The sequence below is a fragment of the Curvibacter sp. GW821-FHT09D12 genome (genome assembly GCF_059416245.1).
Genome location: NZ_JBWKOU010000008.1, coordinates 57,903 through 80,406, shown reverse-complemented (window position 1 = coordinate 80,406; position 22,504 = coordinate 57,903). Strand labels below are relative to the sequence as shown.

The following is a 22,504-nucleotide window of genomic DNA, read 5'->3' as shown; positions in this document are numbered from 1 at the left end:
TGCCGTGCGAGTTCCGTTCCGAACGGCAACGCCATCGCCTTGATACCGGGAGCCGCCCATGTCGTGCCTGAGCGCGTGGTTCTTCGCGCGGGTGCAGGCCGCCCCCATTTACAAGGCCTTGCATGAAGAGGCTGTAGCTCTGTTGCCAACTGGCCAAGGCAAGCTATGGCTCGACATGGGCTGTGGGCCAGGGTTGTTGAGTCGCCTCGCCTGGCGACGGGGTTACCGCGTCAAGGGGGTCGATGCCGACCCGGCCATGGTGCGTTTGGCCCAACGCATGGCCACTACCCTGTCCGGTGATCATCCGGCGTTCGAAGTGGGGCGGCTTGGTGATCCGATGGCGGCAACGGCTGACGTGGTCTCGGCGGCTTCGCTGCTGGCCGTGCTATCAGATCGTCCGGCCGCACTGCGTGCGCTCCTGGCCCTGCTGCGCCCCGGCGGCACCCTGTTGTTGATCGAGCCCTCGGTGCTGATGAATCCCGAGGCGGTGCGCCGTTTTCTGGCCGAGCACAGGGGCTTGCGCGACGCGTGGGTCCTGCGGCTTTGGGCCCGTACTCGCCAGCCCTCGCGGCTGGTTCAGGCTGCCGATCTGGCCGTGCCGGGTTTCACGATCACCCAACAACCCTTGCTGGGCGGTCTGGTCAACGCCTGGATGCTGCACGCTCGCGCGGGTGGGCCCCACCCGGTCGGAGGCGCCCGATGAGCGCCAAGGCGCGTTGGCGCGCGCGCCGGGCAGCGTGGGCGATTCTGTTGTTGGTGACGTTGGCCCTGGCGGGCTGCGCCGGTGTCTCGCCGACCTACCGCAACAGCGATGGGCAGGTCATCGACAAACCCCTGGGCGAGGTGCTGACCTGGATGTTGACCTCCTGGTGGCATGGCCTGCCTCCGCCGCCCGGGCGCTACCTGCCAGGTGGGCGTTTCGCGGTAGTCCACGATCCCGAGGTAGGGCTGGCCCTGGCGCCAAACCAGGTGGCGGTGACTTGGCTGGGGCACGCCAGCACCCTGGTTCGCATCGGCGGCTTGCGGGTGTTGACCGATCCCCATTTCTCTCACCGTGCCTCGCCCTTCGGCTGGGTGGGCACTGCACGCAGTGTGCCGCCGCCCTACCGGCCGGAGGAGTTGGGGCACATCGATCTGGTGCTGATTTCGCACAACCACTACGACCACCTGGATGAGGCCAGCGTCCTGACGCTGGCGAGTCAGTCCGGCGGCAGCCCCTTGTTTCTGGTTCCGCACGGCTTGGAGCGCTGGTTCGAGGAGCGTGGCGTCCAGCATGTGCAGGCCCTGGCGTGGTGGCAAACCCAGGCTGTGGGCTCTGTGCAGGCGCAGGCCGTGCCGGCACACCATTGGAGCGCGCGTGGCATCAGCGACCGCCACCAGACCCATTGGGCCGGCTGGGTGTTGAAGTCCGGTGGGCGTTCTGTCTACTTTGCGGGTGACACCGGCTATTCAGACGACTTCAAGACCCTCCGGGAGCGGGTGGGGCCGGTGGAATTGGCCCTGCTGCCCGTGGGGGCCTATGAGCCGAGGGCCTTCATGAGGGCGCAGCACGTGAACCCCGAGGAAGCCGTCAAGATCCATCAGGACGTCGGGGCCCTTCAATCGGTGGCCATCCATTGGGGCACCTTTGCACTCAGTGACGAGCCCCTGGATGCGCCGCTGGCCGAGGTGCCCGCAGCCCTGGCGCGGGCCGGGCTGCCCGTGTCGGCGTTGCGCCTGTTGCAGCACGGGCAAACGCTGCACATGCCCCCGCTTTGAATGCCGGTTGCACCGGCTTCAGTGGCCGCCGGGCTCGCTCCGGTCCGGTGGCGTTTTGTGGCGTCGGCAGGCTTCGCTGCAGTACAGCACCGATTCCCAATTCTTGGCCCAGGCCTTGCGCCAGCTCATGGGGCGACCGCAGACCGCGCAGGGCTTGCTGGGCAGGTGGCTTTTGTTGCCTTTGAAATCGGGGGGGCACATGGGCACCTTTCAAAACAGGGTGCCCTGGTTGGGCGCGGGGGTTGGGGCGCTGGGGGCGCTGGGGGCGCGGCGCCTGCCGGCAGCGGGTTTGCCGCTGGGGGGCAGCCCGCTTCGGCGGGAGCCGTGCCGCGCCTGCACGGCATCGGCCTCGGCGCGGGCGGCCTCGGTCTGGCGCAGGCCATAGAGGCGGTCTTTGGCGGCCTTCACGGCCACCTTGTCGTCCACCACTGGGGCCGGGTAGTCGTGGCCGATGTGGCAGCGGGCCAACGCTTGCACGGGGGCTGGCATGGTCCAGGGCTGGGCCAGGTAGGGCAGGGGCACCGCAGCCAGTTCAGGCACCCAGCGGCGGATGAACAGGCCTTCGGGGTCGTGGTCCAGCGCCTGCTTCACGGGCGAGTAGATGCGCAGGGTGTTGATGCCGGTGGTGCCGCTCTGCATCTGCATCTGGCACCAGTGGATGCCGGGCTCGAAGTCGAGGAACTGCCGCGCCAGGAACAGCCCGGTCTCGCGCCAATGCAGCCAAAGGTGGTAGCTGGCAAAGCTCACCAGCATGGCCCGCATGCGAAAATTGAGCCAACCCGTGGCCTGGAGCGATCGCATGCAGGCGTCCACCATGGGGTAGCCGGTGCGGCCCTGGCACCAGGCCTCGAAGCGTGTCGGGTTCCAGTCGTCTTCGCGCAAGCCGTCGTACGCCCTGGCCATGTTGCGCCACTCGATCTGGGGCTCGCTCTCCAGCTTTTGCATGAAATGGCAGTGCCAGCGCAGGCGGCCGCCGAAGGCGCGCAGCGCCGAGGCCATCTTGCGGTCGGGCGCGTGCAGGATGGCCTGTTCGGTGGCCTGGTGCACCGTGCGCATCGACACCGTGCCGAAGGCCAGGTGCGGGCTCAGCCGGCTGCAGCCCTGTTCGGCGGTGAGCGGGCTGGAGATCGTGCGCCGGTAGTCGTGGCCGCGCCCGGCCAGGAAGCTGCGCAGGGTTTGCAGGGCGGCCTGTTCGCCGGGCGCTTGCAGCGTTTGGACCGGCGATGGCAGGCCCAGTTCGGCCAGGGTGGGCCAATCGGGTTGACTCAAGTCGGTGGCGGCCTGGAATCGGCCCGTCAGTTGGAGGCGAGGTGCGTCCATGCGGGCCTGCCAGCGTTGGGCCCAGCCAGCGCGCTGGCGCAGCCCACGCACCACGCCGGTCTGGCTGAACTCCTGCCAGCTCACCCCTTGCTCGCGGCACCAGCGGGCCACTGCCAGGTCTCGTGTGTACGACCAGCCTGGGCCGGTCTCTTCGTGGCTCAGCAGGTGGGTGAAGCCCAAGCCCTGGCGCAGGTTGGCCAACACCTCGTTGGCCGATCCCACCCGCACCAGCAGGGGCAGCCCGTGGTGGGCCAGGCTGGCTCGAAGTTCGGCCAGGCAGCCCAAGGTGAAGGCCACGTGGCTGGGCGAGCACTCCGGGCTGGCCAGCCATTCCGGCTCGATGATGAACAGCCCTGCGGCATCACCATGGGCCTGTGCCGCCACCAGGGGGGCGTGGTCGGCCACCCGCAAATCGCGTTTGAACCACACCAGGGCACGGGACGAGGGCAGGGGCTGCGCAGACATGGGCCGCACTCTAGCGGGCCCTGGCCGGCCCAGGGGGGCGAGCCCGGAATAGCCTCAAGCCGGGCTGGGCTGGGCCTGCAGGCCGAGGCCCGTCAGGGCGCGGGTTCGGCGCCCACCTCTTGGAGCAACCAGTCCCGGAACTCGCTCATCGCCGTGCTCGGGGCCCGCGATTTGAGGCGCGTCAGCCAGTAACGCCCCTGGGTGATCTGGAGGTCGAAGGGCTGCACAAGCCGGCCCTGGCGAAGGTCGAGTGTGAACATCGAAGGCGGCAGCAAGGCAACGCCGAAGCCTTGCACGGCGGCCGAGGCCATGGCCAGGGAGGTGTCGAACACCGGGCCGCGCAGCACGGGCGGTGTGATGCCGGCAGCCTCAAACCACGCGGGCCATTCATCACTGCGATAGGAGCGCAGCAGGGAGTGCCGGCAAAGGTCGTCGGGTGAGCCCAGCCGAGCAGCGAGCTCGGGCGAGCACACCGGGCTCAGGGGGGCCTGCTGCAATGCGTCGGCCCAGGTACCGTGCCAGGAGCCGTCACCGAAGCGGATGGCGAAATCCAGCCCTTCGCCGGCCAGATTGACCTGGTTGTTGTGGGTCAGCAGGCGCAGGTCGACAAACGGGTGGTCGAGCGTGAAGCGTTCCAGCCTAGGCATCAGCCAGCCCACCGCATAGGTGCCCACGGTCGCCACCGTCAGGGGCTCGCGCAGGCGCCCCCGCTCGAACTGCCCCAGCACCGCCGCCATGCGTTTGAACGAGTCGCTGAGCATCGGCAGCAAGGCTTGGCCCTCATCGGTCAGAACCAGGCCACGGGGCAGGCGGCGGAACAAGGGCGAGCCCAGATGCTGCTCCAGGTTCTTGACCTGGGCACTGATGGCGGACTGGGTCACGTTCAACTCGCGCGCAGCCAGTGTGAAGCTCAGGTGGCGCGCGGATGCCTCGAAGGCGCGCAGGGCATTCAAAGGAAGGTTCATGCCCCAGATTTTCTATGGCTTCGCACCCGAAATCATCGTTTGTCCTGCGCCATCGACTTCACTAGCATGCCGGCTCTTGATCACCCAACTTGCAATTGAATTCCATGCAAAGAAGAAGCTTCAACCGGTTTGCCCTTGTCTCGGCGACAAGCCTGGCTTGTACAGTGGCCCGTGCCCAGACCGAAGCCATGGCCCATCCCCCAGAAAATGCGGCCCAGTGGGTGGCCCTGGAGCGTGAGGCCCAGGGCCGCCTGGGGGTGGCGGTGTGCGACACCCAAACCGGGCTGTGGACGGGTCACCGGCTCGACGAGCGCTTTCCCATGTGCAGCACCTTCAAGTGGCTGGCCGCCGCCCAGGTGCTGCGCCGGGTAGACCAGGGCCTGGAGCACCTGGACCGGCGAATCCCGTTTGGCCGCGAGGCGTTGCTGCCCTGGTCGCCCGTGACCGAAAAACACGCAGATGGCTCGGGCATGACCGTGGGCGAGCTGTGTCATGCCGCCATCACCGTCAGTGACAACGCAGCGGCAAACCTGCTGCTGCGCTCGCTCGGCGGGCCCGAGGGCTTGACCCGGTTTGCCCAGCAACTGGGTGATCCGGTCACCCGGCTGGACCGCTGGGAGCCCGAGCTCAATGAATCCACCCCCGGTGATGCGCGCGATACCAGCAGCCCCCGGGCCATGGTGAACTTGCTCAGGCAGGCAGTGCTGGGCCCCGCCTTGTCGAACGGCAGCCGGCAACAACTGGCGCAATGGTTGCAAGACACCCGGACCAATGCCAAACGACTGGCTGCAGGCCTGCCTGAGGCATGGCGCGTGGGCAGCAAGACCGGCACGGGGGCACATGGCAGCACCAACGATGTGGGTGTCTATTGGCCGCAAGAGGGGGGGCCCATCGTGGTGGCCGTGTTCCTGACGGAATCCAAGGCCAAGCTGGAAGCGCGGGAGGCGGTGATTGCGCAGGTGGCCCGCCGGGTTCATGGATGGCGACGCAGTTGAGCCCCCCGTGGAGGCCGTGGGCGGTGGCGGCGAGCCCGAAGCCTGGCGGCTTTCGCGGCCAGGCCGACCTCGCCAAGCCCAAACAAGTGGGCAAGTGGCGGTGTCGTGTGACTTATTGCCTGCTTTGACGGTGTGGTGCAGCCTGATGCGGGTCATCGGCGCGCGCGTTAGGTACGTTGTGTAAGCGAGGCTTCAAAAGGTTTGATGCCCCAACCTGGATCACCGCAAAGGACTTCCATGAAGACATCCGTTTTCGCTTTGACACTCGCCGCCGGGCTGCTCTGCGCCGCTTCGGGCTTTGCACAAACGGCAACAGCCGCAGCCCCTGCGGCTGCCCCCGCCGCGACGGCGCCGGCCGCTGCCCCTGTTGCCATGCCGACACCGGCAGCCGCAGCGAGCGCCACGCTAGCCCATTCGCCCGCCAAATCGCCCTCTGCGGCCCCTGCCGCACCGGGGGGTGGCAGTGGCCAGGTTTGGGTCAACACCAAGTCGCATGTGTACCACTGCGAAGGCAGCAAGTCCTATGGCAAGACCAAATCCGGCGAGTACATGAACGAGGCCGATGCCAAGGCCAAGGGCAACCACGCCGATCACGGCAAGGCCTGCGCCAAACAGGTTTGAAGCCTGATGGCAAGCGCAAGCTGCGTTGGGGCGACCCAGGTTCACGGCGCCCTTGGCGCTTGGCATGGCGCCTCTCGCAGACGCCTCAGGGCGTAGGTTCCGCGATCGCCGCTCAGGCGACCACCAACATTCATGAGATGAGGTATTCAATGACGTACGTTGTTCGATCTGCCGTCCTGGTTGCCAGCTGTCTGGCTGGCCTGGGGTTTTCTGCTTCACCGGCCTATGCGCTGGGCTGCATCAGTGGCGCCACGGCTGGCGCCGTGGCAGGGCATGTCGCTGGCGGCCACGCGGTCATGGGGGCCGCGGCCGGGTGTTTCGTGGGTCATGAACTGGCCGTCAAAAGGGATCGCGAAGCGGAGGCCAACAAATTGATTGCCCACTACGAGACCGCGCCTGAGGGCAGTGCAGAACGCTCCAAGGACTTGGCGGGCATCGACAAGCTGGCACGTAAAAATGTGCCCATCGCTGTCAAATGGGTGCAGGAGCACAGTGTCCACAGTCAGTGATGGCGACGTCACGGGTTGGGCAGGGCCTCACGGCCGGGTACCAGCAGCCGTTCAACGACCTGTTGCGCGGCCCTCTGTCGCACTGACCCGCCAGACGACGTTGCCCACGTCGTCGGCGACCAGCAGCCCACCTTGGCGGTCGATGGCCACGCCCACCGGGCGCCCATAAGCGCCGCCCTCGCCATCGAGAAATCCGGTCAGCACCTCCAGCGGCGCTGCGCCCGAGGGGTGGGGGCCTTCGAACGGCACAAAGATCACCTGGTAGCCGCTGTGCGGACGTCGATTCCATGAGCCGTGCTGCCCGACGAACATGCCCTGAGCAAACCGGCCTGGCAGGCGATTGCCCTGGGCCGATACAAGTCCCAACGAGGCGGTGTGCGGCCCCAGCGCGTAGTCCGGCACCAGGGCGCTGGCTACCCGCTCAGGGTTCTGAGGCTGCACGCGCTCGTCCAGGTGGGGCCCAAAGTAGCTGTAGGGCCAGCCGTAAAAGCCGCCGTCCTGCACCGAGCTCAGGTAGTCGGGCACCAGGTCGCTGCCGATCTCGTCGCGCTCATTGACCACGGTCCACAACCCGCCATCGCTGGCCCATGCCATGCCATTGGGGTTGCGCAGGCCGCTGGCGAAGACGCGGTGCGTGCCGCTGGCCAGGTCCAGTTCCCAGATCGCGGCACGCTCAGCTTCTGCGTCCATGCCCAGCTCGGCCACATTGCTGTTGGAGCCCACGGTCACGTAGAGCTTGCGGCCATCGGCGCTGGCCAGCAGGTTCTTGGTCCAATGGTGGTTGACGGGGCCCGCGGGCAGTCTGGCCACCACCTCGCCTGGGGCGCTGATCTGGGTGTCCCCGGGCGTGTACGGAAAGCGCAGAACAGCGTCGGTGTTGGCCACATAAAGGTGCTGGCCCAGCAGCACCATCCCGAAGGGCGAGTTGAGGCCCGTCAACAAGGCATGGCGCTCGTCGGCCACGCCTTTGCCCTGGCTGTCGCGAAGCAGGGTGATGCGATTGGCGCTGGGCGCTGCGGCCCCGGCCCGCTTCATCACCAGGCGGGCCGCGATCCCTTTGAGGCCACGGCTGTCATCGGGCCGTTGCGGTGCGTTGGTTTCGGCCACCAGCACATCACCGTTGGGCAGAACCAGCAGCCAGCGGGGGTGGTCCAGGCCATCCGCAAAAGCCGCCACGCGCGTGCCCTCGGCCGGCGTTGGCGTCTTGCCCGCAGGCCAGCCTCGGGCGGGCGCGATGTTCACGGTCGGGATCAGCGTGGTGTGGGGCGCTACCCAGCGTGGATGTGGCCCGGTTCCTTCAGCCACCGTGAGCAAGGCGGTGTCACCGCAGGCGGTCAGCAGCAAGCTGCTCGTGGTGATCAGGGCAAGGCGCATGTGTTTCATGACGGTCTCCAGAGGGGCAAGGGCTGACGGCCCCCGCCGACCAGCAGGCTTCCATTGTCTGTGCAGGCGCCGCAGTCAGGCTGTTGAGCAGCCTCTGGCTTTGGCGCGGGCTTGGCGTTGGCCACCTAGCCGCATGCGAGCTTGAGCAAGCCAAGCACTTTGTCGGCCCCGGCGTTTGTCAAGTTTCGCGGGGCTGGCCGCCCAGGGATTGCCGTGGCACTCGGCATGTTCTGTGCGCGGTGGCGCCGGGCGGGTAAAGTGGGGTCGGCTCTACAACGGCCTGTCGGAGACCCTCGATGAACGAAACATTGACTTGTCTTGCCAGCCAGCTGCGGCTGGACGCTCCCGAAAACAGACCCTTGGCACTGGCCTTCTGCCTGGCCTGCGCCCGCCGGGTCGAACACCTGCTGGAGGAACCCGAGGTCATCGCCTGCCTCCAGGTCCTGGCCCGGTATGTCGATGGCCAAGCGGATGAGGCAGCGCTGCAGACCGCCGCCGACCAGGCCGCCACCCTGGCGAATCGACACCGGGGATCGCGGTCGCTGGATGGCTGTGGCCATGCGGCCGTGTCGGCCAGTTACGGTGTGGCCAAGGCCGTGGCAGGCAAGGCCATCGAGGCGGCCCAGTACTGTGCCTACGCTGCCGTCTACGGCTCGGGTGGCTACGCCGCGGTGGCTGAACGAGAGGCCTTCGAGCCGGAGGTCGGCTGGCAGCTGCAAACCTTGCAGGCATTGGCTCAATGCGACCATCAGCACCTTGGCAGGTTTCAGTCGAGCACCATTTGATCGATTGTGGTCGGGGGCTGCTCAGATTGCGGCCCCCTTCGAGCATTTCACGTGCACCGAATCATGATGGCTGGTCAATGGCGCTCCCAGCCCCGATAGCTGCTTGTTTCCGAGGTCAGTGGCAACCGACGAGTCACTGCAAGTGAGAAGAATGAGTTCGCACAGTTTCAGGCTGCCGGCTTTCCACGCTTGAGGGCCGTGTCTGAACACGTTTATCTCGCCCTTGGCGGCAGCCGTCTTCATCGGACCCGCAACAAGCGTTACGGGATTGGAGTGAGGCATCACCGCACTGCAGGCAGACAACGCAAATGGAGGGGTCCCCTCGATCTGCAGGTTTTCGCTTGTTTGCCAAGCTTGTTTTTAGGCCGAACTCATTGATCAAACCTGCTGCACTGTTTGTGAGGATAGCCCGTGAACGATTTTTATTTTCAACGCTCATCTTATTGAGGATTGAGTAAATTCTAAAAATAGAGCGAATCAGCAACGCCAACACGAAAAATATGGACAAGGTTCCCAGGTATGTCAGCGCAGGGTATGTGTACTCTGAGAACATTCACTCTCTCGCAGTTGATTGCTGGTCAAGCAATAGCCCATGGCTGCCATTGTCATTTTGAAAATGGAACCGATCGAGAGTATTAGATACCAATCATGATTTGAGTATGTTGCCAATTGGAGAAAGTTGCTTCAACTGAATAAGCATTCAGCCTTGTTGAAAGTGCTGCGCCGGAGTCATGGCCGTGAAATGAGTCTGTTGGCATTAATCATTTCGAAATCTGAATGGGAATTCTCTGTCGTTTTTCTATCAGAAAGACAATGGAATCATTGTCTTGTGTTGCTCTGCTTGTCTGAATTTGCCGTTCGTAGATTATGTATTTTAGAATTGGGAGTCATTCGAAGAACGGTGCTGTTCATCATTTATTGGTTTTCTCTTGTTTTTTGAAGGGGATTATTGAGGTTTGATCTGCGTCAAATGCTGTTCTCGGGGCTGCAAAACAATTGGTGCTTCTTGAGTCTGACAGGCTGCTTGATTCCGTTTGTTTTTTAACAGCGCGGGCTGTTGTCTGAAATTTTCGTAGGGATATAAATATGAAGTTGGCGCATAGACTTATCGGTTCATTTGTCTTGGTTGGAGTGATTGGTTTCGCTGTCAGCAGCGTTGGTATCTGGGGCATGTCTCAAATCAATGAGCGTGATCAAATGCTCTATGAAAAAGAGTTGAGAGGGATATCGCTGTTGAAACAATGCACCATCAATATGCTGTATGTGGGGCGTGCCGTGCGTAACGTTATGCTTGCCCCTAGCGAAGAGCGTCGGTTGAAATCATTCGAAACCATTGATAAAAATATTGAGTTACTGAAGTCCAACCTGCGTGATGTCGACTCCATGGTGTATTCGGCACGGGGGGTTGAGCTTCTAAAGAAGCTGAATGAGTTGATGCCGGGCTACCAGGAAGAAGTCAGTCGAATTGTGTCCATCGCAAAACGCGAAGGAATAGGAAGTTCGCATGAATCCAGCGCCTACCTGTTTGGCCCATTCAGCGTCAAGGTCAACGAACTGGATCAAGCCATGCAAGAGCTTGTGGTTTTGAAGGAAGGAAACGCCAAAAAGTCTGTTGAAGCCAATCTGATCGCCTACCATGACACCAGCACCCTGTTGATCGTGTTGACGGTTGCCTCACTGGCCATCGGTGTGGGCCTGGGCCTGGTGATCACGCGCAGCCTGACGAAGCAACTCGGCGGTGAGCCCGATGCCGCGGTGGGTGTGGCCCAGAAGGTGGCTGGCGGCGACCTCACGACAGCTATCGATGTGAAGCCCGGTGACACGGGCAGCATCATGGCAGCCATGCAGTCCATGCAGCAAAACCTGGCATCGGTCATCTCCAACGTGCGCATGAATGCGGAAGGTGTGGCCACGGCCTCCACGCAGATCTCGATGGGTAACACCGACCTGAGCCAGCGCACCGAAGAGCAGGCCAGTGCGCTGCAGCAGACGGCAGCGACGATGGATCAGTTCGGCACCACGGTGAGTACCAACGCCGACAACGCCAGGTTGGCCAATCAGTTGGCAGCAAGCGCCTCGCAGGTGGCCTTCAAGGGGGGCGAGGCGGTCAAGCAAGTCGTGCACACCATGAAGGGCATTGACGAAAGCTCCAAGCGGATCGCGGAGATCATTGGTGTGATCGACGGGATTGCATTTCAAACCAACATCCTTGCATTGAACGCGGCAGTGGAAGCAGCGCGTGCGGGCGAGCAGGGCAGGGGATTTGCGGTGGTGGCCAGCGAGGTGCGCAGCCTGGCGGGCCGTTCGGCGGACGCGGCCAAGGAGATCAAGTCGTTGATCGGTGCCAGCGTGGTCCAGGTGGAACAAGGCACGCTGTTGGTGGACGAGGCGGGTCGGACAATGGAGGATGTGGTGCTGTCGATCAAGCGGGTGAGTGAAGTGGTGGGTGAGATCAGTTCAGCCAGTACGGAGCAGAACACCGGAGTCAGCCAGATTGGCCAGGCGGTGAACCAGTTGGACCAGACGACCCAGCAAAATGCCGCGCTGGTGGAGGAGAGTGCGGCGGCTGCGCAAAGTTTGGACCAGCAGGCGCGTGAACTGGTGGCGGCAGTGTCGGTGTTCAAGCTGGCCAATAGCCAATTGCCAGTGAAGCGCAGCAACGCCAGCAATCAGCCGCAGGTCCATGCCCGGAATTTGAGCGTGGTGGCAGGTAACCCGATACGGCCCAGCTTGGGTCCCCAGGGGGGCATTCTGCTCACCAAGGCAGGTTCACCATCGGCCTTGGGCCGGTCAGTCCCGACGGCCGGGCGCACGGGTACCGATGACGCCTGGGAAACCTTTTGACACCTGATGTGAAGGCGGAGGGCTGGCGTCGACGCTGGCCATCAAACGAGGGCGTGGGTGCGTTGAAGCGGGCACCGCCTTGGTCAACCAGGCTGGGCAGACCATGAACGATGTGGTTCGGGAGAATCGGAGCCTCACCGACCTCATGGCCCAGATCTGGGTTGCCAGCCGTGAACAGACCCCAGGGATTGCCCAAGTGGGCGAGGCAACCAAGTCGCTGGAACAGAACGCGCGCCAAAATGTGGCTTTGGTCAGAGACAGCGCATCAGCCTCACGGCACTGCGCCATCAAGCCAATCAATGAGTCAATGTCGTGGATGTCTTCAGGCGTCCGAGTGTGAACGCCAATCGGGCGTTGCACACCTGAGGGGCAGTGGGCCAGCAAACAGGAGCTCGCCTGGGCCCCGGCCTGCGAAAAGGGGTCAGCAGGCTTGCTGGCGGAATTGGGTCGGACTCAGACCCACATGCCGTGAGAAGGTGCGGGAGAAGTTGGGGGCATCGCCAAACCCGACCAGGGTGCCAATGTCTGCCACGGTCTGCTCTGTTGTCATCAGCAACAGGCGCGCCCTCTCGATTCGTCGGTGCTGAATGTACTGGTAAGGCGTTCGTCCGGTCGCCTCACTGAACAAACGAATAAAGTGGAACTTGCTGGTTTTGGAAAACGTGGCCAAGTCACTCAAAGTCAGGTTCTCACTGATGCGATCCTCAATCATGTCCAAGAGCTTTTGCAGATTCCGACCATTCAATTGCTGGGGCGGCATGCCGGCGCGTTGCGTGATCTTGGACGCGATGCTGTGCAAAATGCAGACAAGGCTGCTTTGAAAGAACAACGGATTGCAGCTGGTACCCGAGCGGGCAAAAGTCCAAAGGCGAAGGATAAGGTCATGCACCAAAGGATCTGAGTAGCCCTTTTCGGCCAGGGGCTTGACCAGTTCGATGGCATCGTCATTGATTTCTAATTCCTCGATCACTGCGCTGATCTGTGACATGGAGATGGACAGCATGACCACCATGAGTGCGCCGTCTATTTTCCATTCATGTGCTGTGTTTGGCGGCGTGACATAGATCGCGTGGGGGTCGTCGCAGAAGCGATCATTCCAACCGTTGCCAAAGTTGAACATCGCATGCTTTTTTTCGGCATGAGGAAACAAAGCCACGCTGAGATAAGGGGTCCCCACACTGGACGATTGGTGTGCGGGCCCAGACCAGTGCGAAATAAAGCTGGAACCCACATTGCCTGGCAGTGGGTAAGTCTGAATCCCTGCTGAGCCAGGTAACAGAATCGAACCTAAATCAAATGGCTCGTCAAGACGCACGCTGGCTCCAGGTCTCGGTATGAGGCTCGATCATAAGATGATAAAAATAAATGACAAAATCATTTAATTTGTGATGTGCGATTTTCATCATAAGTTGATGCTTTGGTCAAGATTTGATTCAAGTCATAAGAGATCGGAAAGATTTGAATCGCAACTGAAGAGGACAACCCACCCACGCCGTGTGAATGCGGGGCATCACTGATGTGATCCCGGTGTGACAGATTTCAAAAAAAGGCCCGGCATTCGGACCGTTTCACGGGGGACCAGTCCGGCCACGTGAAGGTCGGATGACGACCTCTTTCATCGTGCCATCAGAAATGTTCAACAGGGTCACAATTCTGGCAATTGTCATCAAGAATACGCATGGCAGATATTGCGATCAATGTCGATGATTGCTCAGTTTCACCTGCTGCCTGTAGGCCCTTGAAAGGTCGGGTAACCCACATTGGGTCGGTTCGATACAACTGTATGGGCCAGGTGACTTTTTCTACACCTGTTGTTGCTGACGGAAAGCCGTTGCGAAAATGAGGGTGTAGAGCGTGATCCGGCTTGGTCGTCAAAGAGAAAGAAGGAACTGGTCTGGGCCCATATCGACGGCAACACCTCACTTTCAGAGGGGCGTCGGGCCTGCGTCATCAACGCCTTTCGAGCTTGAACATGGGATCGATGCTGTCACGCGCGGCCTGGAGGGCGCAGCGCGGCAAACCCCGGGATATCAGGGTGGCTGACCCAGCGTTGCCGGATTTGGACGGAGCGCCATAAGTGCCGGGTCGATGCGGCTGCCAACGACTGCTGACCCTGCGTTCCACTCGGAAAGCCCTGGCGGCACCGGCCGGATTTGGCACAATCGCAGCAGCCCCCACCGGAGTCCCCAGCACCATGCAATACGCCGTCATTCCCACCCAGCTCGGTGCGCAGCTCAAGGCCCTGCGCCTGGCCCAGCAGGTTTCGGTGGCCGAGGTGGCAGACTACATGCAGATCAGCAGTTCGCGCGTGTGGGGCATCGAGCGCAATCCGCTGGCCATCAAGCTGCACCAGTTCTACCTGTTGATGACCGCCCTGGGCGCCGAGGTGCATCCGTTTCCCGATCTGGCGACCTTGCGCCCGATGCTGATCGAGGCCCGCCGTGCCACTGGCCTGACCCAGGCCCGGTTCGGGCAGATGGTGGGGGTCACCCAATCGCGCATCGCCCACATCGAGTCCGACCCTGCACACATCAGCATGGACCTGTTCCTCAAGGTGCTGGCCTCTTTGCGCATGCGCCTGTTCATTGGCCAGCACGTCTACCGGGAGCCTGCGGCGGCCTTGCGCAACCGTGTCGGTGCCAATGCCGTGCCGCCCTTGCTGGCAGAGCCGCCCACAGCTACCTCTGGGCTGGCGCCTGTGGGGCTGCCCCTGCCCGCCGGTGGCCTGCTCTTTCAGGCGCCCCTGAACTGAGCCCTCGCTTCAATCGCCCTGTGGCCTGGCGGCCAAGGCGGTTTTCAAGCCCACCTGTGCTGGGGCAGGCGCATTGCCCCTTACCATTTGAGGCATGGATACAAGTGTTTGGTGGTCATATTTCGCGGCGGCCTGGCTGATTGCCCTGTCGCCAGGTTCCGGGGCTGTGCTGTCGGTGGGGCATGGGCTGCGTTATGGCGTGCAAGGCGCCAGCGTCACCATCCTAGGCCTGCAGGCCGGTCTCATGGGCATCACCCTGATTGCCGGGGTGGGGGTGGGCTCGCTGCTGGTGGCTTCGGCCATGGCGTTCACCGTGGTCAAGGTGCTGGGGGCTCTGTACCTGCTGTGGCTGGGCTGGAAGCAATGGCGCGCGCCGGTACACGCAGGCCACGGTTTGCTGGATGAGGCGACCGACAACCCCGGGGCGAACGCCGGCGCAGTGCCGATGATGTCGGCCCGGCAGCGTTTTTTGACGGGCTTGTTCACCAACCTGACCAACCCCAAGGGCATCGTCTTCATGGTGGCTGTGCTGCCCCAGTTCATCGTCGCCAGCCGCCCCCTGCTGCCCCAGATCGGGGTGCTGATGCTCACCACCGTGGCGGTAGACTTGGTGGTCATGCATGGTTATGCGTTCACCGGCGCACGTTTGGCCAGCCTGCTGCGCAGCGCCCGGGCGCAACGGGCGCAGAACCGCCTGTTTGGCGGCGTGTTGATGGCCATGGGCGCCAGTCTGATGTGGGTGCGCCGGGCCGCCTGAGCGCACCCGGGTTCCCACCTTCCCGGTTTCAGGCCTGCGCTTGATCGCGGGCTTGGCCCCGCAGCACAAAGCCCTGATAGTCCTCCTCGGGCATCAGCATGCCCCCGGTCAGCCAGGCCACATGGGTCGCCTGCGCCATCTGGCTGTCCAGGCCCCTCTGTTGCAGATAGGCCTGCCCTTGGGGGGTGTTGAGCAGCATGGCCGGGCCTGACAGGCCGGCAGCGGCCGAAGGCTCGATGCGCAGGCCCTGGCTGGCCTGGGCCTGCCACAGGTGGCGCATCAAGGTGTCGTCCTGCACGGTGTAGATGCCCGCGATCTGGGCGCCCACGGCGGCGGCCGCCAGGGTGGAGGCCCGGGGCACGGCCAGCCCGTCGGCTTCGGTGAGGTTGTTCAGACCGATGTCATATACGCTGGGGTGTGGCCCGGTGGCGGGCAGGCCCGGCCAGCCCGCCAGCCGCTGCACCAGAAAACAGGGCGATGCCGTGGGCTCGGCAAATAGGCAATGCACATGGTGCCCGAACAGCTGCTGCAGACCGTACGCCACCCCGCCGGGGGCGCCCCCCACACCGCAGGGCAGGTAGACGAACAGCGGGTGCCGGGCGTCGACAGGCCGCCCCGCCTCTGCCAACTGGGCCGCCAGGTGCGCGGCAGCCGTGGCATAGCCCAAGAACAGCGAGCTGGAGCGTTCGTCATCCACAAAATGACAATGCGGATCGGCCGCCGCCCCGGCCCGCCCGGCTGCCACCGCGTCAGCATAGTCGCCTGCGTGTTCGATCACACTCACGCCGCGGCTGCGCAGCCGTGCTTTCTTCCAGGCCTTGGCGTCGGCTGACATGTGTACCTCGGCCCGCAAACCCAGCGCGGCGGCCATGGTGCCGATGGCCAGCCCCAGGTTGCCTGTCGAGCCCACGGCCACCGTGTACTGGCCAAACAGGGCCCTGGCCTCGGGGCTGGCCAGTCGGCGGTAGTCCCCGCTTGGGTCGATCAGACCGTGCTGCAGGGCCAGTGTTTCGGCAAACTCGATCACCTCGTGGGTGCCGCCACGCGCTTTGACCGAGCCGGCCACGGGCAGCAGGTGGTCGGCCTTCACCCACAGGCTGCCCCGGCTGGGCGGCAGGCCCAGGGCTGTTTGCAGATCTGGCACGTTCATCAAAGGCGACTCGATCTGCCCGCCGCAGGCTTGCAGCCCATCAAAAAGCTCGGCCAGCAGCGGTTCGAAGCGTTTCAGGCGCAGGCGGGCCGATTCGATGGCGGCCGGTGACAAGGCCAGGGTGCCCTCATCCTGCACGGGGTTGGGATGGCCTTGGGTTTGGGTCCAGAGCACCGGTCGGCCGTCCAACAGGCCTGGCATGTCAAAGTCGATCTTGAAGTCGGTGTGGGAGTCGGTGTTGGGGGAGCGCATGGGCTGCTTTCGCTAATGGATGGCTGCATTGTTCATCCAGCCATGCCAACAGAGAAGCGGCCTATACTGATGCAATTCATTAGTCAAACCAATGTGAACTTGTGAGCCTGGTCCACCTTTCGCCGTCCTTGCTGGTCTGGGCCCGCACCTTCGAGGCCGTGGTGCGTTGCCAGAGCTTCACCAAGGCGGCGCAAGACCTCTGCATCACCCAGGGGGCGGTCAGCCAGCAAGTGCGCCAACTCGAAGAATGGGCAGGCAAGCCCTTGCTGGTGCGCCATCACCGCACGCTCTCGCCCACTACCGAGGGCCAGCGCCTGGCCTCGGCGCTCACCCCCTCCTTGCAAGCCATCGAGCAAGGACTGGCACAGATTCGCACCCCCGACGCACAAGAAGCCCTGCTGCTGAGCTGCTCCCCCACATTGGCCATGAGCTGGCTCACGCCCCGGTTGGGTGATTTCTACCGCCGTCTGCCAGAGGTGGGGCTCAAGGTCATGGCCGAGTTCCATCCGCTCGATGCCCAGCGCATGCGGGCCGAGGGCTTGGCTGCGGCGTTGCGGTACGACCTGGGGCACTATCCCGACCTGAAGGCCCAGCAGGTGCTCGACGAGGTCTTGTTGCCAGTGGCCAGCCCGGTCTTCATGGCCGAGCACCCCGAGCTCCGCTCGCCCACCGATCTCGATGGGGCCTGGTTGCTGCACGATGAGTCCCCTTGGGCCGGCGCCCGGCCCGGCGAAGAATGGCTGCACTGGCTGACGCAGGCCGGTGTGGCCTGGCCGGCCAACCGCTTGCCGCAAGGGCGGGTGTTCAATCTGTCACTGCTGGCCGTGGGTGCGGCGATGGCGCATCAGGGGGTGGCCATGGGGCGCCTGAGCATGGTGCTCGACGAGCTGCTGGCGGGCCGGCTGGTGCTGCCGTTTCAGGGCTACGTCACATCCCGGGCGGCTTACCACCTCATCTGTTCGGCCAGCCCGCCGCCTGCGGTGGCGCTGGTGCAGGGGTGGTTGATGGAGCAGGCCGCGGGCTTCAAGGGTCGTCGGGACGCCTATCTGAAGCCCTTGATCTGCCTTTGATGCGCCCCGTGACGGGCCCGGTTGACCCGTTCCTTGGGTGCGCTCCCTGACGGCGCGTGACCCGTCGCGGTAGGCGGTCTTACGCCAGCTGTGGAGGGGCTTGCCCCCAGCCAAGCCCGGGGCCGTATGCTCCAGGCCTGCCATGACACTTCACTACGAACCCGCCCGCCTCGGCGATGCCGAGGAACTGGTCGCCCTGCGCATCGCGGCCATGCAAGCCAGCCTGGAGGCCTTGGGGCGGTTTGACCCCGTGCGGGCCCGGGCCCGCTTTCTTGAGCATTTTTCGCCTGAGTGCACTCGTCACCTGATGGTGGGGGGGCGCAGGGTCGGTGTGGTGGTGCTGCGGCTTGAACCGCAGCACCTGCTGCTCGATCACCTGTACGTGCACCCCGATCACCAAGGTCGGGGCCTGGGGGCCGCAGTGGTGGTCGATGTGTTGAGGCAGGCTGCGGCTCAGGGCCTGCCGGTCAAGGTGACGGCGTTGCGAGGCAGCCGCTCGAACCACTTCTACCAGCGGCATGGCTTTGAGCTGGTGGAAGAGTCCGAGTGGGATCTTGTCTACCTGAACCGCACCGGGGTGGCCATGTTCACTGACAGCTCACGCTGACCAGCGAAAGCTTGTTGGTGGCGGTGACGCCCGTCGGGTTGCTGACCAGGCAGTTGCCCACCAGGGGTTGCTGTGCCACCACCACGTTGTAGTTGGTGCCGTTGGGCAGCGAATTGGCGAACCTGAAGTCGCCGTTCTGTGCCAGGACCACCGACATGCCGTTGGTGCTCAAGATCACGCTGTAGCCGCTTTGCAGCCCGGTCAGGGTGCCGCCGATGGAGGGGCCGGTGTCGCAACTGACCTTGATGTTCTGGACCGAAGAGCCCACGTTGTTGATCTTGCCGCTGCCATTGGTGACTTGGCACCTCACGCCGGTGGGGGCGGTCTTGATGGTGACGCTGTAGCTGGCGTTGGCCTTGAGCTCCGTGGCAAAGCGGAAGTCGCCGTTCTGGGTCAGCGTCAGGTCGTCGGCACCATTGTTTTGCAACACGAGCTGCTGGCCCGTTGGCAGTCCCGACATCGTGCCGCCGACCAGGGCATCCAGCCCACCGCCGCCACAGGCTGACAATCCAAGAAGGGCCACGATGGAAAGGGTCAGCAGGGGCCGACGAAAGTTGTTGAAGTGCTTCACTTTGTATTTTCTCCCTGAGAGGTCTTCATCACCTGAGGCTGAGGGGCCGCAGGGCGGGCCGCTCTCGGCACCGCTCAAGGTAGACGAGCTCATCTTTACAAAGTTCCGCGACCAAGGCTTGCACCCCGGCCTCTGACCGAACTGGGTCAGGATCTGTCAGTGGGCCGCGCCCCGGTCATCGCCTGGGCACGGCCCTGGATGGCCTCGAACAGCCGCCGGTCGGGCGACCTCATGGCCGGCTGGGCTTGTTCGATGCGCCTGCTCGATGGGGGCCTGATGCTGCCGGTGTGCCGCTGACGTCACCTGAAGGAACGCTCATTGGTCTGAGCGCCCTTTGGGCAGCGCTTCAGACACAGAGGATGTCGAGCGTCAGCCCGATCAGCCCCACGGCCGTGGCCAGCAGAAAGCCCACGGCCAGCACCTTCAGCCAAACCCAGCAAAGCGATTCGCCGGGATCGCTGGTGGCACCAGGCAAGGGGCGCCAGGGGCGCTCGGCCTGCAGGCCAGGCCTTGCGTCGTATCGAGGTTCTGTGGGCAAGATCAGCGGTCCTTCATGAAGTGGCATGACCTTAGCGTGGTGCGTCTGACCGCGGCCTGACTTGGCCGGGCTTTGCTGAAGGCCCTGGTTTGGCTGATAAGCTGACGCCCCTAGACATTCATCTCAGGCAAGGCAGGCGCATGAAAATCCTGATCATCGAAGACAACCCCTCTGTCAGGCAGCTGATCGTGATGGCGCTCGATTTCATGGACTGCGAGGTGATCGAGGCTGTGAACGGACGCAGTGGCCTGGATCAATACCACGAGCACAAACCCGATGTGGTGTTGCTCGACGTGATGATGCCCGGTGGGCTGGACGGCCTGGAGGTCTGCAAGGTGATCCGGGCTGACACCAGCCACAGCTGCAAGATTCTCATGTTGAGCGCCAAGGCCCAGTTGATGGATCAGTTTGATGGGCTCATGGCGGGAGCCGACGAGTACATCGCCAAGCCCTTCAGCGTGACCGAACTGCTCGCCAAATTGCAGATGCTCAGCGACAAGCCCTGAGCGCCTTGCTTGGCCCAGCCGATCAGCCCTCACCCGATGACCCCCATGCCCTCACGCCCCTACACCTGCGAAGCGCCCGCTGGCAGCCTGATCAGCCCCTTGCTGCCCGGGGCCTATTTTCACGATGCCAACGCCATTGCCGTGGGGCCCAGCCAGGCCACCGCTCTGGACCATTTTCTGCAGGCTTTGCGGCACACACCGCGCTGGGTTGACACCCTGATGGTGCTGCGCAACCGGGTGGTGGCCCTGCTGGGCCTGAAAGACCTGGGCGCCTTGTCGCGACTGGACCCCGCCAAGCCCGGATCAGCGTATGCCGTGGGTGAGCGTGTCGGCATATTCACCCTGATCCGCAACACCCCCGACGAGGTGCTGCTGGGTGACCAGGACAAGCATCTGGACGTGACCCTGTCGGTGCATCGGGCCGCCGACCCGGCCGGAGGGCCGAGCACCGTCACCGTGACCACCGTGGTGCATGTGCACAACCTGCTGGGCAAGCTTTACATGCTTCCGGTCACCCCCATGCACCGCATCATTGGCCCGGCCGTGCTGAAAGCCATTGGCAAGCCAGACGTGGTGTGAGCCGCGGGCTCAGCGGCCGGTCAACCGCTTGACGAACGAGGCGGCGTAGGCCGGCGAGCGAAACAGCAGCACCGGGTCTTCAGTGGGGGCCATGCCCTCGGCGATGACCAGGGGGTCGAAGTTGATCTTTTCGCATTCGGCCCCGGCTTGTGGCGTGGCGGCCGTCAGGGTCAGCACGCCCGCCTGCATCTGGCGGCGTTCGGCGGGCCAATACACGGTGGAGTTGTTCTGCTCGTCGCCGGCCTCGCCCAGCGTCACCACCATGTTCCAGCGCAGGGGCCCGGCCTTCACGCGGCTCAGCAGGTCTTCATCCAGGAAGCGGGCCGGAGCCGTCTTCAGGGCTTCGTCGCTCCAGCGGCTGACACCGGCTTCGGGGTCAAAGCGCCAGCGCACCAGGGTGGTCTGGTCTTTGGCGCTCACAAACTTGAAAGTGTGCACGCTGTAGAAGTCACTCTGGGCGTAGCTCACAGGCGGGTTGTGGCTGGCCATGAAGGCGGCCAGGGGCTTGGCGTCAGGGTGGTTGTCACGAAAGGCCTGCTGCTTGGCGGGGTCGGGCTTGCCGGTCGCCGGGTCGGGCAGGTTGGCCAACAGGGTATCCTGGAAGGTCTGTGGCGTGGCCGCGCTGAAGACCGGCACGTTGAGCATGGTGAAGTGCTGCAGGCTGCCGCCCGGCAGGCGAAACTCGACGGCCAGCCCTCGCGGTGATTTCGCCGAGTCGGGTGTGTTGGGGTTGCCACCTGCGAGCGAGAAGCGGGCCACGACGGGCACGGGCTGGCCGCTGAACAGCGCCGAGCGCGAGTAGGCCTGCACCGCCGGTGCACCCACAAAGCTGCCCGTGGCACAAAGGCCCTGAATGTGATTGCGCCGGGCGCCCGGCGTGACGCCATTGAGCTTCTCCATCGTGCTGACCACCTCGTCGGCAGTGGGGGGAGCAGCCGATGCCGCTGTGCTGGCCAGCAGAACGGCCATCATCAGGGCCGAGGGGATGGGGTGCTTTGTTGTCATGGGGGTCCAGGTGGGTTGCAGGGCCAAGGCCAGTGGGGGCAACCCTGTCGGGCGCAGTCTTTGCGCCTCAACAGGGCTGGTGGCCTGGCGGGTTATAGCAACTTTGAGTCTGGGGCGTTGGCGCCTGCGCCATGCCCCCTGACCGGACTCGGCCAGCACAGGCCTTCACTGCAGCGCTTGCTGGCGATCTGCCGGTCCGGCACGGCAGGCTTCGTCCACCAGGGCCCAGCCCCCGTGCACCACGGCCTGCTGGCTGTCATGGCACAGCTCCAGGCGCTGGCTGTCGGGCCAGCGGGCCCGGACAAAGGCCTCCAAGGTGGCCGGGACGCTGACCTTCAGTCGCAAGGCGTAGCGGTCGTCTTCGGGGTGGTCGTCCAGGTGCACCAGCGGCACAAAGCTGGCGGCAAACATCAGCCAATGCGAGGGCACAGGCACGGGGGCGGGGGCGTAGCCGGCCTGGCGCAGCCATTGCTGAGCCTGGGCGCGCAGATCGGGGCCAGGGGGCAGGGCACCCCAGGCCAGGGCCATCAGCTCCAGGACCCATTGGTTGCAGTTTTGGTAGCGCAGGCTCCAGGCATAGGCATTGGCGCTGTAGCGGCCGGCCAGCAGTTGCAGGGCTGCAGGCGTGTCGAGGGCGGCCGCGCGCAAGGCCCGGGCGGCATCAGGTGGCAGGCGCACGATGGACAGATAGCCCCGCTGCGGCCGCTCGGAGCCCATCACAAAACCTGCCAGCCCTTGGTCGTACAGGCGTGGGGCCTGTTCGTCGCAGGCGTAGTAGAGCTGGCGCACGCGCCACACGCCGGTGTCGCGGTCACGCAAGGCCACCCCGGCGTGCGAGTAGCGCAGCCCGAACTCGGACAGATCCAGGCCCGAGCGGCTGATCAGCACCGTGTCTTCGCCGGTGGCGTCGAGTTCGGCCCGCAACACACCGGCAAAACGCAGCAGGGTGTCCTGCTCGCCAGCGCTCAGCGTGGGGTTGCGCTCACAAAATGACGACGACGCCCATCCGGCAGCCTGTGCCGTGGCCCAGGCGCCGGCGAGTGCCAGGCCCGCCAGCAGGCCCCGGATCACC

General features: G+C 64.1%; 24 protein-coding genes. 14 read left to right on the top strand and 10 right to left on the bottom strand.

Going from position 1 to position 22,504, the window contains the following annotated elements; genetic code table 11:
- Nucleotides 1-58 precede the first annotated feature (58 nt).
- Together AC07PT_RS14715 and AC07PT_RS14710 are read left to right on the top strand one after the other, a co-directional pair.
- Nucleotides 59-703, top strand: coding sequence for a class I SAM-dependent methyltransferase (locus tag AC07PT_RS14715; RefSeq protein ID WP_494657094.1), 645 nt, complete (start codon nt 59-61; stop codon nt 701-703).
- Nucleotides 700-1,758 (top strand): MBL fold metallo-hydrolase, encoded by a 1,059-nt coding sequence (locus AC07PT_RS14710; protein WP_494657093.1) that lies wholly within the window; start codon nt 700-702, stop codon nt 1,756-1,758. The genes AC07PT_RS14715 and AC07PT_RS14710 overlap by 4 nt, the downstream gene beginning before the upstream one ends.
- Before the next feature lie 18 nt (nt 1,759-1,776).
- On the opposite strand, the gene AC07PT_RS14705 is transcribed toward AC07PT_RS14710, so the two are convergent.
- The 3 genes from AC07PT_RS14705 to AC07PT_RS14695 form a co-directional block, all read right to left on the bottom strand.
- On the bottom strand, nt 1,777-1,959 hold the full coding sequence (locus AC07PT_RS14705; protein ID WP_492346020.1) for a DUF2256 domain-containing protein: 183 nt from the start codon (nt 1,957-1,959) through the stop codon (nt 1,777-1,779).
- A 9-nt stretch (nt 1,960-1,968) separates the two neighbouring features.
- Nucleotides 1,969-3,543, bottom strand: a complete 1,575-nt coding sequence (locus tag AC07PT_RS14700; protein ID WP_494657092.1) for an FAD-binding domain-containing protein — start codon at nt 3,541-3,543, stop codon at nt 1,969-1,971.
- Nucleotides 3,544-3,635: 92 nt separating this feature from the next.
- On the bottom strand, nt 3,636-4,508 hold the full coding sequence (locus AC07PT_RS14695) for a LysR substrate-binding domain-containing protein (protein ID WP_494657091.1): 873 nt from the start codon (nt 4,506-4,508) through the stop codon (nt 3,636-3,638).
- A 104-nt stretch (nt 4,509-4,612) separates the two neighbouring features.
- Between AC07PT_RS14695 and bla the strand changes: the two genes are divergently transcribed.
- From bla to AC07PT_RS14680, 3 genes are all read left to right on the top strand, one after another.
- Nucleotides 4,613-5,503, top strand: coding sequence for a class A beta-lactamase (bla, locus tag AC07PT_RS14690; protein ID WP_494657090.1), 891 nt, complete (start codon nt 4,613-4,615; stop codon nt 5,501-5,503).
- Between the two features lie 237 nt (nt 5,504-5,740).
- Nucleotides 5,741-6,124 (top strand): DUF3761 domain-containing protein, encoded by a 384-nt coding sequence (locus AC07PT_RS14685; protein ID WP_494657089.1) that lies wholly within the window; start codon nt 5,741-5,743, stop codon nt 6,122-6,124.
- A gap of 149 nt (nt 6,125-6,273) precedes the next feature.
- Nucleotides 6,274-6,633, top strand: coding sequence for a hypothetical protein (locus tag AC07PT_RS14680; protein ID WP_492346015.1), 360 nt, complete (start codon nt 6,274-6,276; stop codon nt 6,631-6,633).
- Nucleotides 6,634-6,684: 51 nt separating this feature from the next.
- On the opposite strand, the gene AC07PT_RS14675 is transcribed toward AC07PT_RS14680, so the two are convergent.
- Entirely contained in the window at nt 6,685-8,016 is a 1,332-nt protein-coding gene (locus tag AC07PT_RS14675; RefSeq protein WP_494657088.1) for a PQQ-dependent sugar dehydrogenase, read from the bottom strand.
- Nucleotides 8,017-8,312: 296 nt separating this feature from the next.
- Between AC07PT_RS14675 and AC07PT_RS14670 the strand changes: the two genes are divergently transcribed.
- Together AC07PT_RS14670 and AC07PT_RS14665 are read left to right on the top strand one after the other, a co-directional pair.
- Nucleotides 8,313-8,801 (top strand): hypothetical protein, encoded by a 489-nt coding sequence (locus AC07PT_RS14670; protein WP_494657087.1) that lies wholly within the window; start codon nt 8,313-8,315, stop codon nt 8,799-8,801.
- A 1,086-nt stretch (nt 8,802-9,887) separates the two neighbouring features.
- Nucleotides 9,888-11,645, top strand: a complete 1,758-nt coding sequence (locus AC07PT_RS14665; RefSeq protein ID WP_494657086.1) for a methyl-accepting chemotaxis protein — start codon at nt 9,888-9,890, stop codon at nt 11,643-11,645.
- A 421-nt stretch (nt 11,646-12,066) separates the two neighbouring features.
- Here AC07PT_RS14665 and AC07PT_RS14660 read toward each other — a convergent pair whose 3' ends face one another.
- Nucleotides 12,067-12,960, bottom strand: a complete 894-nt coding sequence (locus tag AC07PT_RS14660) for an AraC family transcriptional regulator (protein WP_492346010.1) — start codon at nt 12,958-12,960, stop codon at nt 12,067-12,069.
- Nucleotides 12,961-13,839: 879 nt separating this feature from the next.
- Between AC07PT_RS14660 and AC07PT_RS14655 the strand changes: the two genes are divergently transcribed.
- Together AC07PT_RS14655 and AC07PT_RS14650 are read left to right on the top strand one after the other, a co-directional pair.
- Complete coding sequence (locus AC07PT_RS14655; RefSeq protein WP_494657085.1) at nt 13,840-14,397, top strand: helix-turn-helix domain-containing protein; 558 nt, start codon at nt 13,840-13,842, stop codon at nt 14,395-14,397.
- Nucleotides 14,398-14,491: 94 nt separating this feature from the next.
- Complete coding sequence (locus AC07PT_RS14650; RefSeq protein WP_494657084.1) at nt 14,492-15,154, top strand: LysE family transporter; 663 nt, start codon at nt 14,492-14,494, stop codon at nt 15,152-15,154.
- A 28-nt stretch (nt 15,155-15,182) separates the two neighbouring features.
- Here the strand turns inward: AC07PT_RS14650 and dsdA are convergent, their stop codons facing one another.
- Complete coding sequence (dsdA, locus tag AC07PT_RS14645; protein ID WP_494657083.1) at nt 15,183-16,556, bottom strand: D-serine ammonia-lyase; 1,374 nt, start codon at nt 16,554-16,556, stop codon at nt 15,183-15,185.
- A 101-nt stretch (nt 16,557-16,657) separates the two neighbouring features.
- On the opposite strand from dsdA, the gene AC07PT_RS14640 reads away from it, so the two are divergent.
- On the top strand, nt 16,658-17,626 hold the full coding sequence (locus AC07PT_RS14640) for a LysR family transcriptional regulator (protein WP_494657082.1): 969 nt from the start codon (nt 16,658-16,660) through the stop codon (nt 17,624-17,626).
- Between the two features lie 142 nt (nt 17,627-17,768).
- The gene (locus AC07PT_RS14635) at nt 17,769-18,233 is read left to right on the top strand and encodes a GNAT family N-acetyltransferase (protein WP_494657081.1); all 465 of its coding nucleotides are present in this window, start codon (nt 17,769-17,771) and stop codon (nt 18,231-18,233) included.
- Here AC07PT_RS14635 and AC07PT_RS14630 read toward each other — a convergent pair.
- A complete protein-coding gene (locus tag AC07PT_RS14630; RefSeq protein ID WP_494657080.1) occupies nt 18,214-18,804 on the bottom strand; it encodes a hypothetical protein in 591 nt (196 codons plus the stop codon). The two genes, AC07PT_RS14635 and AC07PT_RS14630, sit on opposite strands and share 20 nt — an antisense overlap.
- A gap of 159 nt (nt 18,805-18,963) precedes the next feature.
- Between AC07PT_RS14630 and AC07PT_RS14625 the strand changes: the two genes are divergently transcribed.
- Nucleotides 18,964-19,101 (top strand): hypothetical protein, encoded by a 138-nt coding sequence (locus tag AC07PT_RS14625; protein ID WP_494657079.1) that lies wholly within the window; start codon nt 18,964-18,966, stop codon nt 19,099-19,101.
- 49 nt (nt 19,102-19,150) lie between these two features.
- On the opposite strand, the gene AC07PT_RS14620 is transcribed toward AC07PT_RS14625, so the two are convergent.
- A complete protein-coding gene (locus tag AC07PT_RS14620; RefSeq protein WP_494657078.1) occupies nt 19,151-19,342 on the bottom strand; it encodes a hypothetical protein in 192 nt (63 codons plus the stop codon).
- A gap of 140 nt (nt 19,343-19,482) precedes the next feature.
- Here AC07PT_RS14620 and AC07PT_RS14615 point away from each other — a divergent pair, with 140 nt between their 5' ends.
- Both AC07PT_RS14615 and AC07PT_RS14610 read left to right on the top strand, forming a co-directional pair.
- The gene (locus tag AC07PT_RS14615; RefSeq protein WP_492346002.1) at nt 19,483-19,848 is read left to right on the top strand and encodes a response regulator transcription factor; all 366 of its coding nucleotides are present in this window, start codon (nt 19,483-19,485) and stop codon (nt 19,846-19,848) included.
- A 45-nt stretch (nt 19,849-19,893) separates the two neighbouring features.
- The gene (locus AC07PT_RS14610) at nt 19,894-20,427 is read left to right on the top strand and encodes a DUF2867 domain-containing protein (RefSeq protein WP_494657077.1); all 534 of its coding nucleotides are present in this window, start codon (nt 19,894-19,896) and stop codon (nt 20,425-20,427) included.
- A gap of 9 nt (nt 20,428-20,436) precedes the next feature.
- On the opposite strand, the gene AC07PT_RS14605 is transcribed toward AC07PT_RS14610, so the two are convergent.
- Both AC07PT_RS14605 and AC07PT_RS14600 read right to left on the bottom strand, forming a co-directional pair.
- Nucleotides 20,437-21,432 (bottom strand): catalase family peroxidase, encoded by a 996-nt coding sequence (locus AC07PT_RS14605; RefSeq protein ID WP_494657076.1) that lies wholly within the window; start codon nt 21,430-21,432, stop codon nt 20,437-20,439.
- 165 nt (nt 21,433-21,597) lie between these two features.
- Entirely contained in the window at nt 21,598-22,503 is a 906-nt protein-coding gene (locus tag AC07PT_RS14600) for a DUF2145 domain-containing protein (RefSeq protein ID WP_492345999.1), read from the bottom strand.
- Between the last annotated feature and the right edge of the window lies 1 nt (nt 22,504).

Coding starts and splice junctions, on each gene's coding strand:
- AC07PT_RS14715 (WP_494657094.1), top strand. CDS start 59: ATGTCGTGCCTGAGCGCGTGGTTCTTCGCGCGGGTGCAGGCCGCCCCC.
- AC07PT_RS14710 (WP_494657093.1), top strand. CDS start 700: ATGAGCGCCAAGGCGCGTTGGCGCGCGCGCCGGGCAGCGTGGGCGATT.
- AC07PT_RS14705 (WP_492346020.1), bottom strand. CDS start 1,959: ATGTGCCCCCCCGATTTCAAAGGCAACAAAAGCCACCTGCCCAGCAAG.
- AC07PT_RS14700 (WP_494657092.1), bottom strand. CDS start 3,543: ATGTCTGCGCAGCCCCTGCCCTCGTCCCGTGCCCTGGTGTGGTTCAAA.
- AC07PT_RS14695 (WP_494657091.1), bottom strand. CDS start 4,508: ATGAACCTTCCTTTGAATGCCCTGCGCGCCTTCGAGGCATCCGCGCGC.
- bla (WP_494657090.1), top strand. CDS start 4,613: ATGCAAAGAAGAAGCTTCAACCGGTTTGCCCTTGTCTCGGCGACAAGC.
- AC07PT_RS14685 (WP_494657089.1), top strand. CDS start 5,741: ATGAAGACATCCGTTTTCGCTTTGACACTCGCCGCCGGGCTGCTCTGC.
- AC07PT_RS14680 (WP_492346015.1), top strand. CDS start 6,274: ATGACGTACGTTGTTCGATCTGCCGTCCTGGTTGCCAGCTGTCTGGCT.
- AC07PT_RS14675 (WP_494657088.1), bottom strand. CDS start 8,016: ATGAAACACATGCGCCTTGCCCTGATCACCACGAGCAGCTTGCTGCTG.
- AC07PT_RS14670 (WP_494657087.1), top strand. CDS start 8,313: ATGAACGAAACATTGACTTGTCTTGCCAGCCAGCTGCGGCTGGACGCT.
- AC07PT_RS14665 (WP_494657086.1), top strand. CDS start 9,888: ATGAAGTTGGCGCATAGACTTATCGGTTCATTTGTCTTGGTTGGAGTG.
- AC07PT_RS14655 (WP_494657085.1), top strand. CDS start 13,840: ATGCAATACGCCGTCATTCCCACCCAGCTCGGTGCGCAGCTCAAGGCC.
- AC07PT_RS14650 (WP_494657084.1), top strand. CDS start 14,492: ATGGATACAAGTGTTTGGTGGTCATATTTCGCGGCGGCCTGGCTGATT.
- dsdA (WP_494657083.1), bottom strand. CDS start 16,556: ATGCGCTCCCCCAACACCGACTCCCACACCGACTTCAAGATCGACTTT.
- AC07PT_RS14635 (WP_494657081.1), top strand. CDS start 17,769: ATGACACTTCACTACGAACCCGCCCGCCTCGGCGATGCCGAGGAACTG.
- AC07PT_RS14615 (WP_492346002.1), top strand. CDS start 19,483: ATGAAAATCCTGATCATCGAAGACAACCCCTCTGTCAGGCAGCTGATC.
- AC07PT_RS14610 (WP_494657077.1), top strand. CDS start 19,894: ATGCCCTCACGCCCCTACACCTGCGAAGCGCCCGCTGGCAGCCTGATC.
- AC07PT_RS14605 (WP_494657076.1), bottom strand. CDS start 21,432: ATGACAACAAAGCACCCCATCCCCTCGGCCCTGATGATGGCCGTTCTG.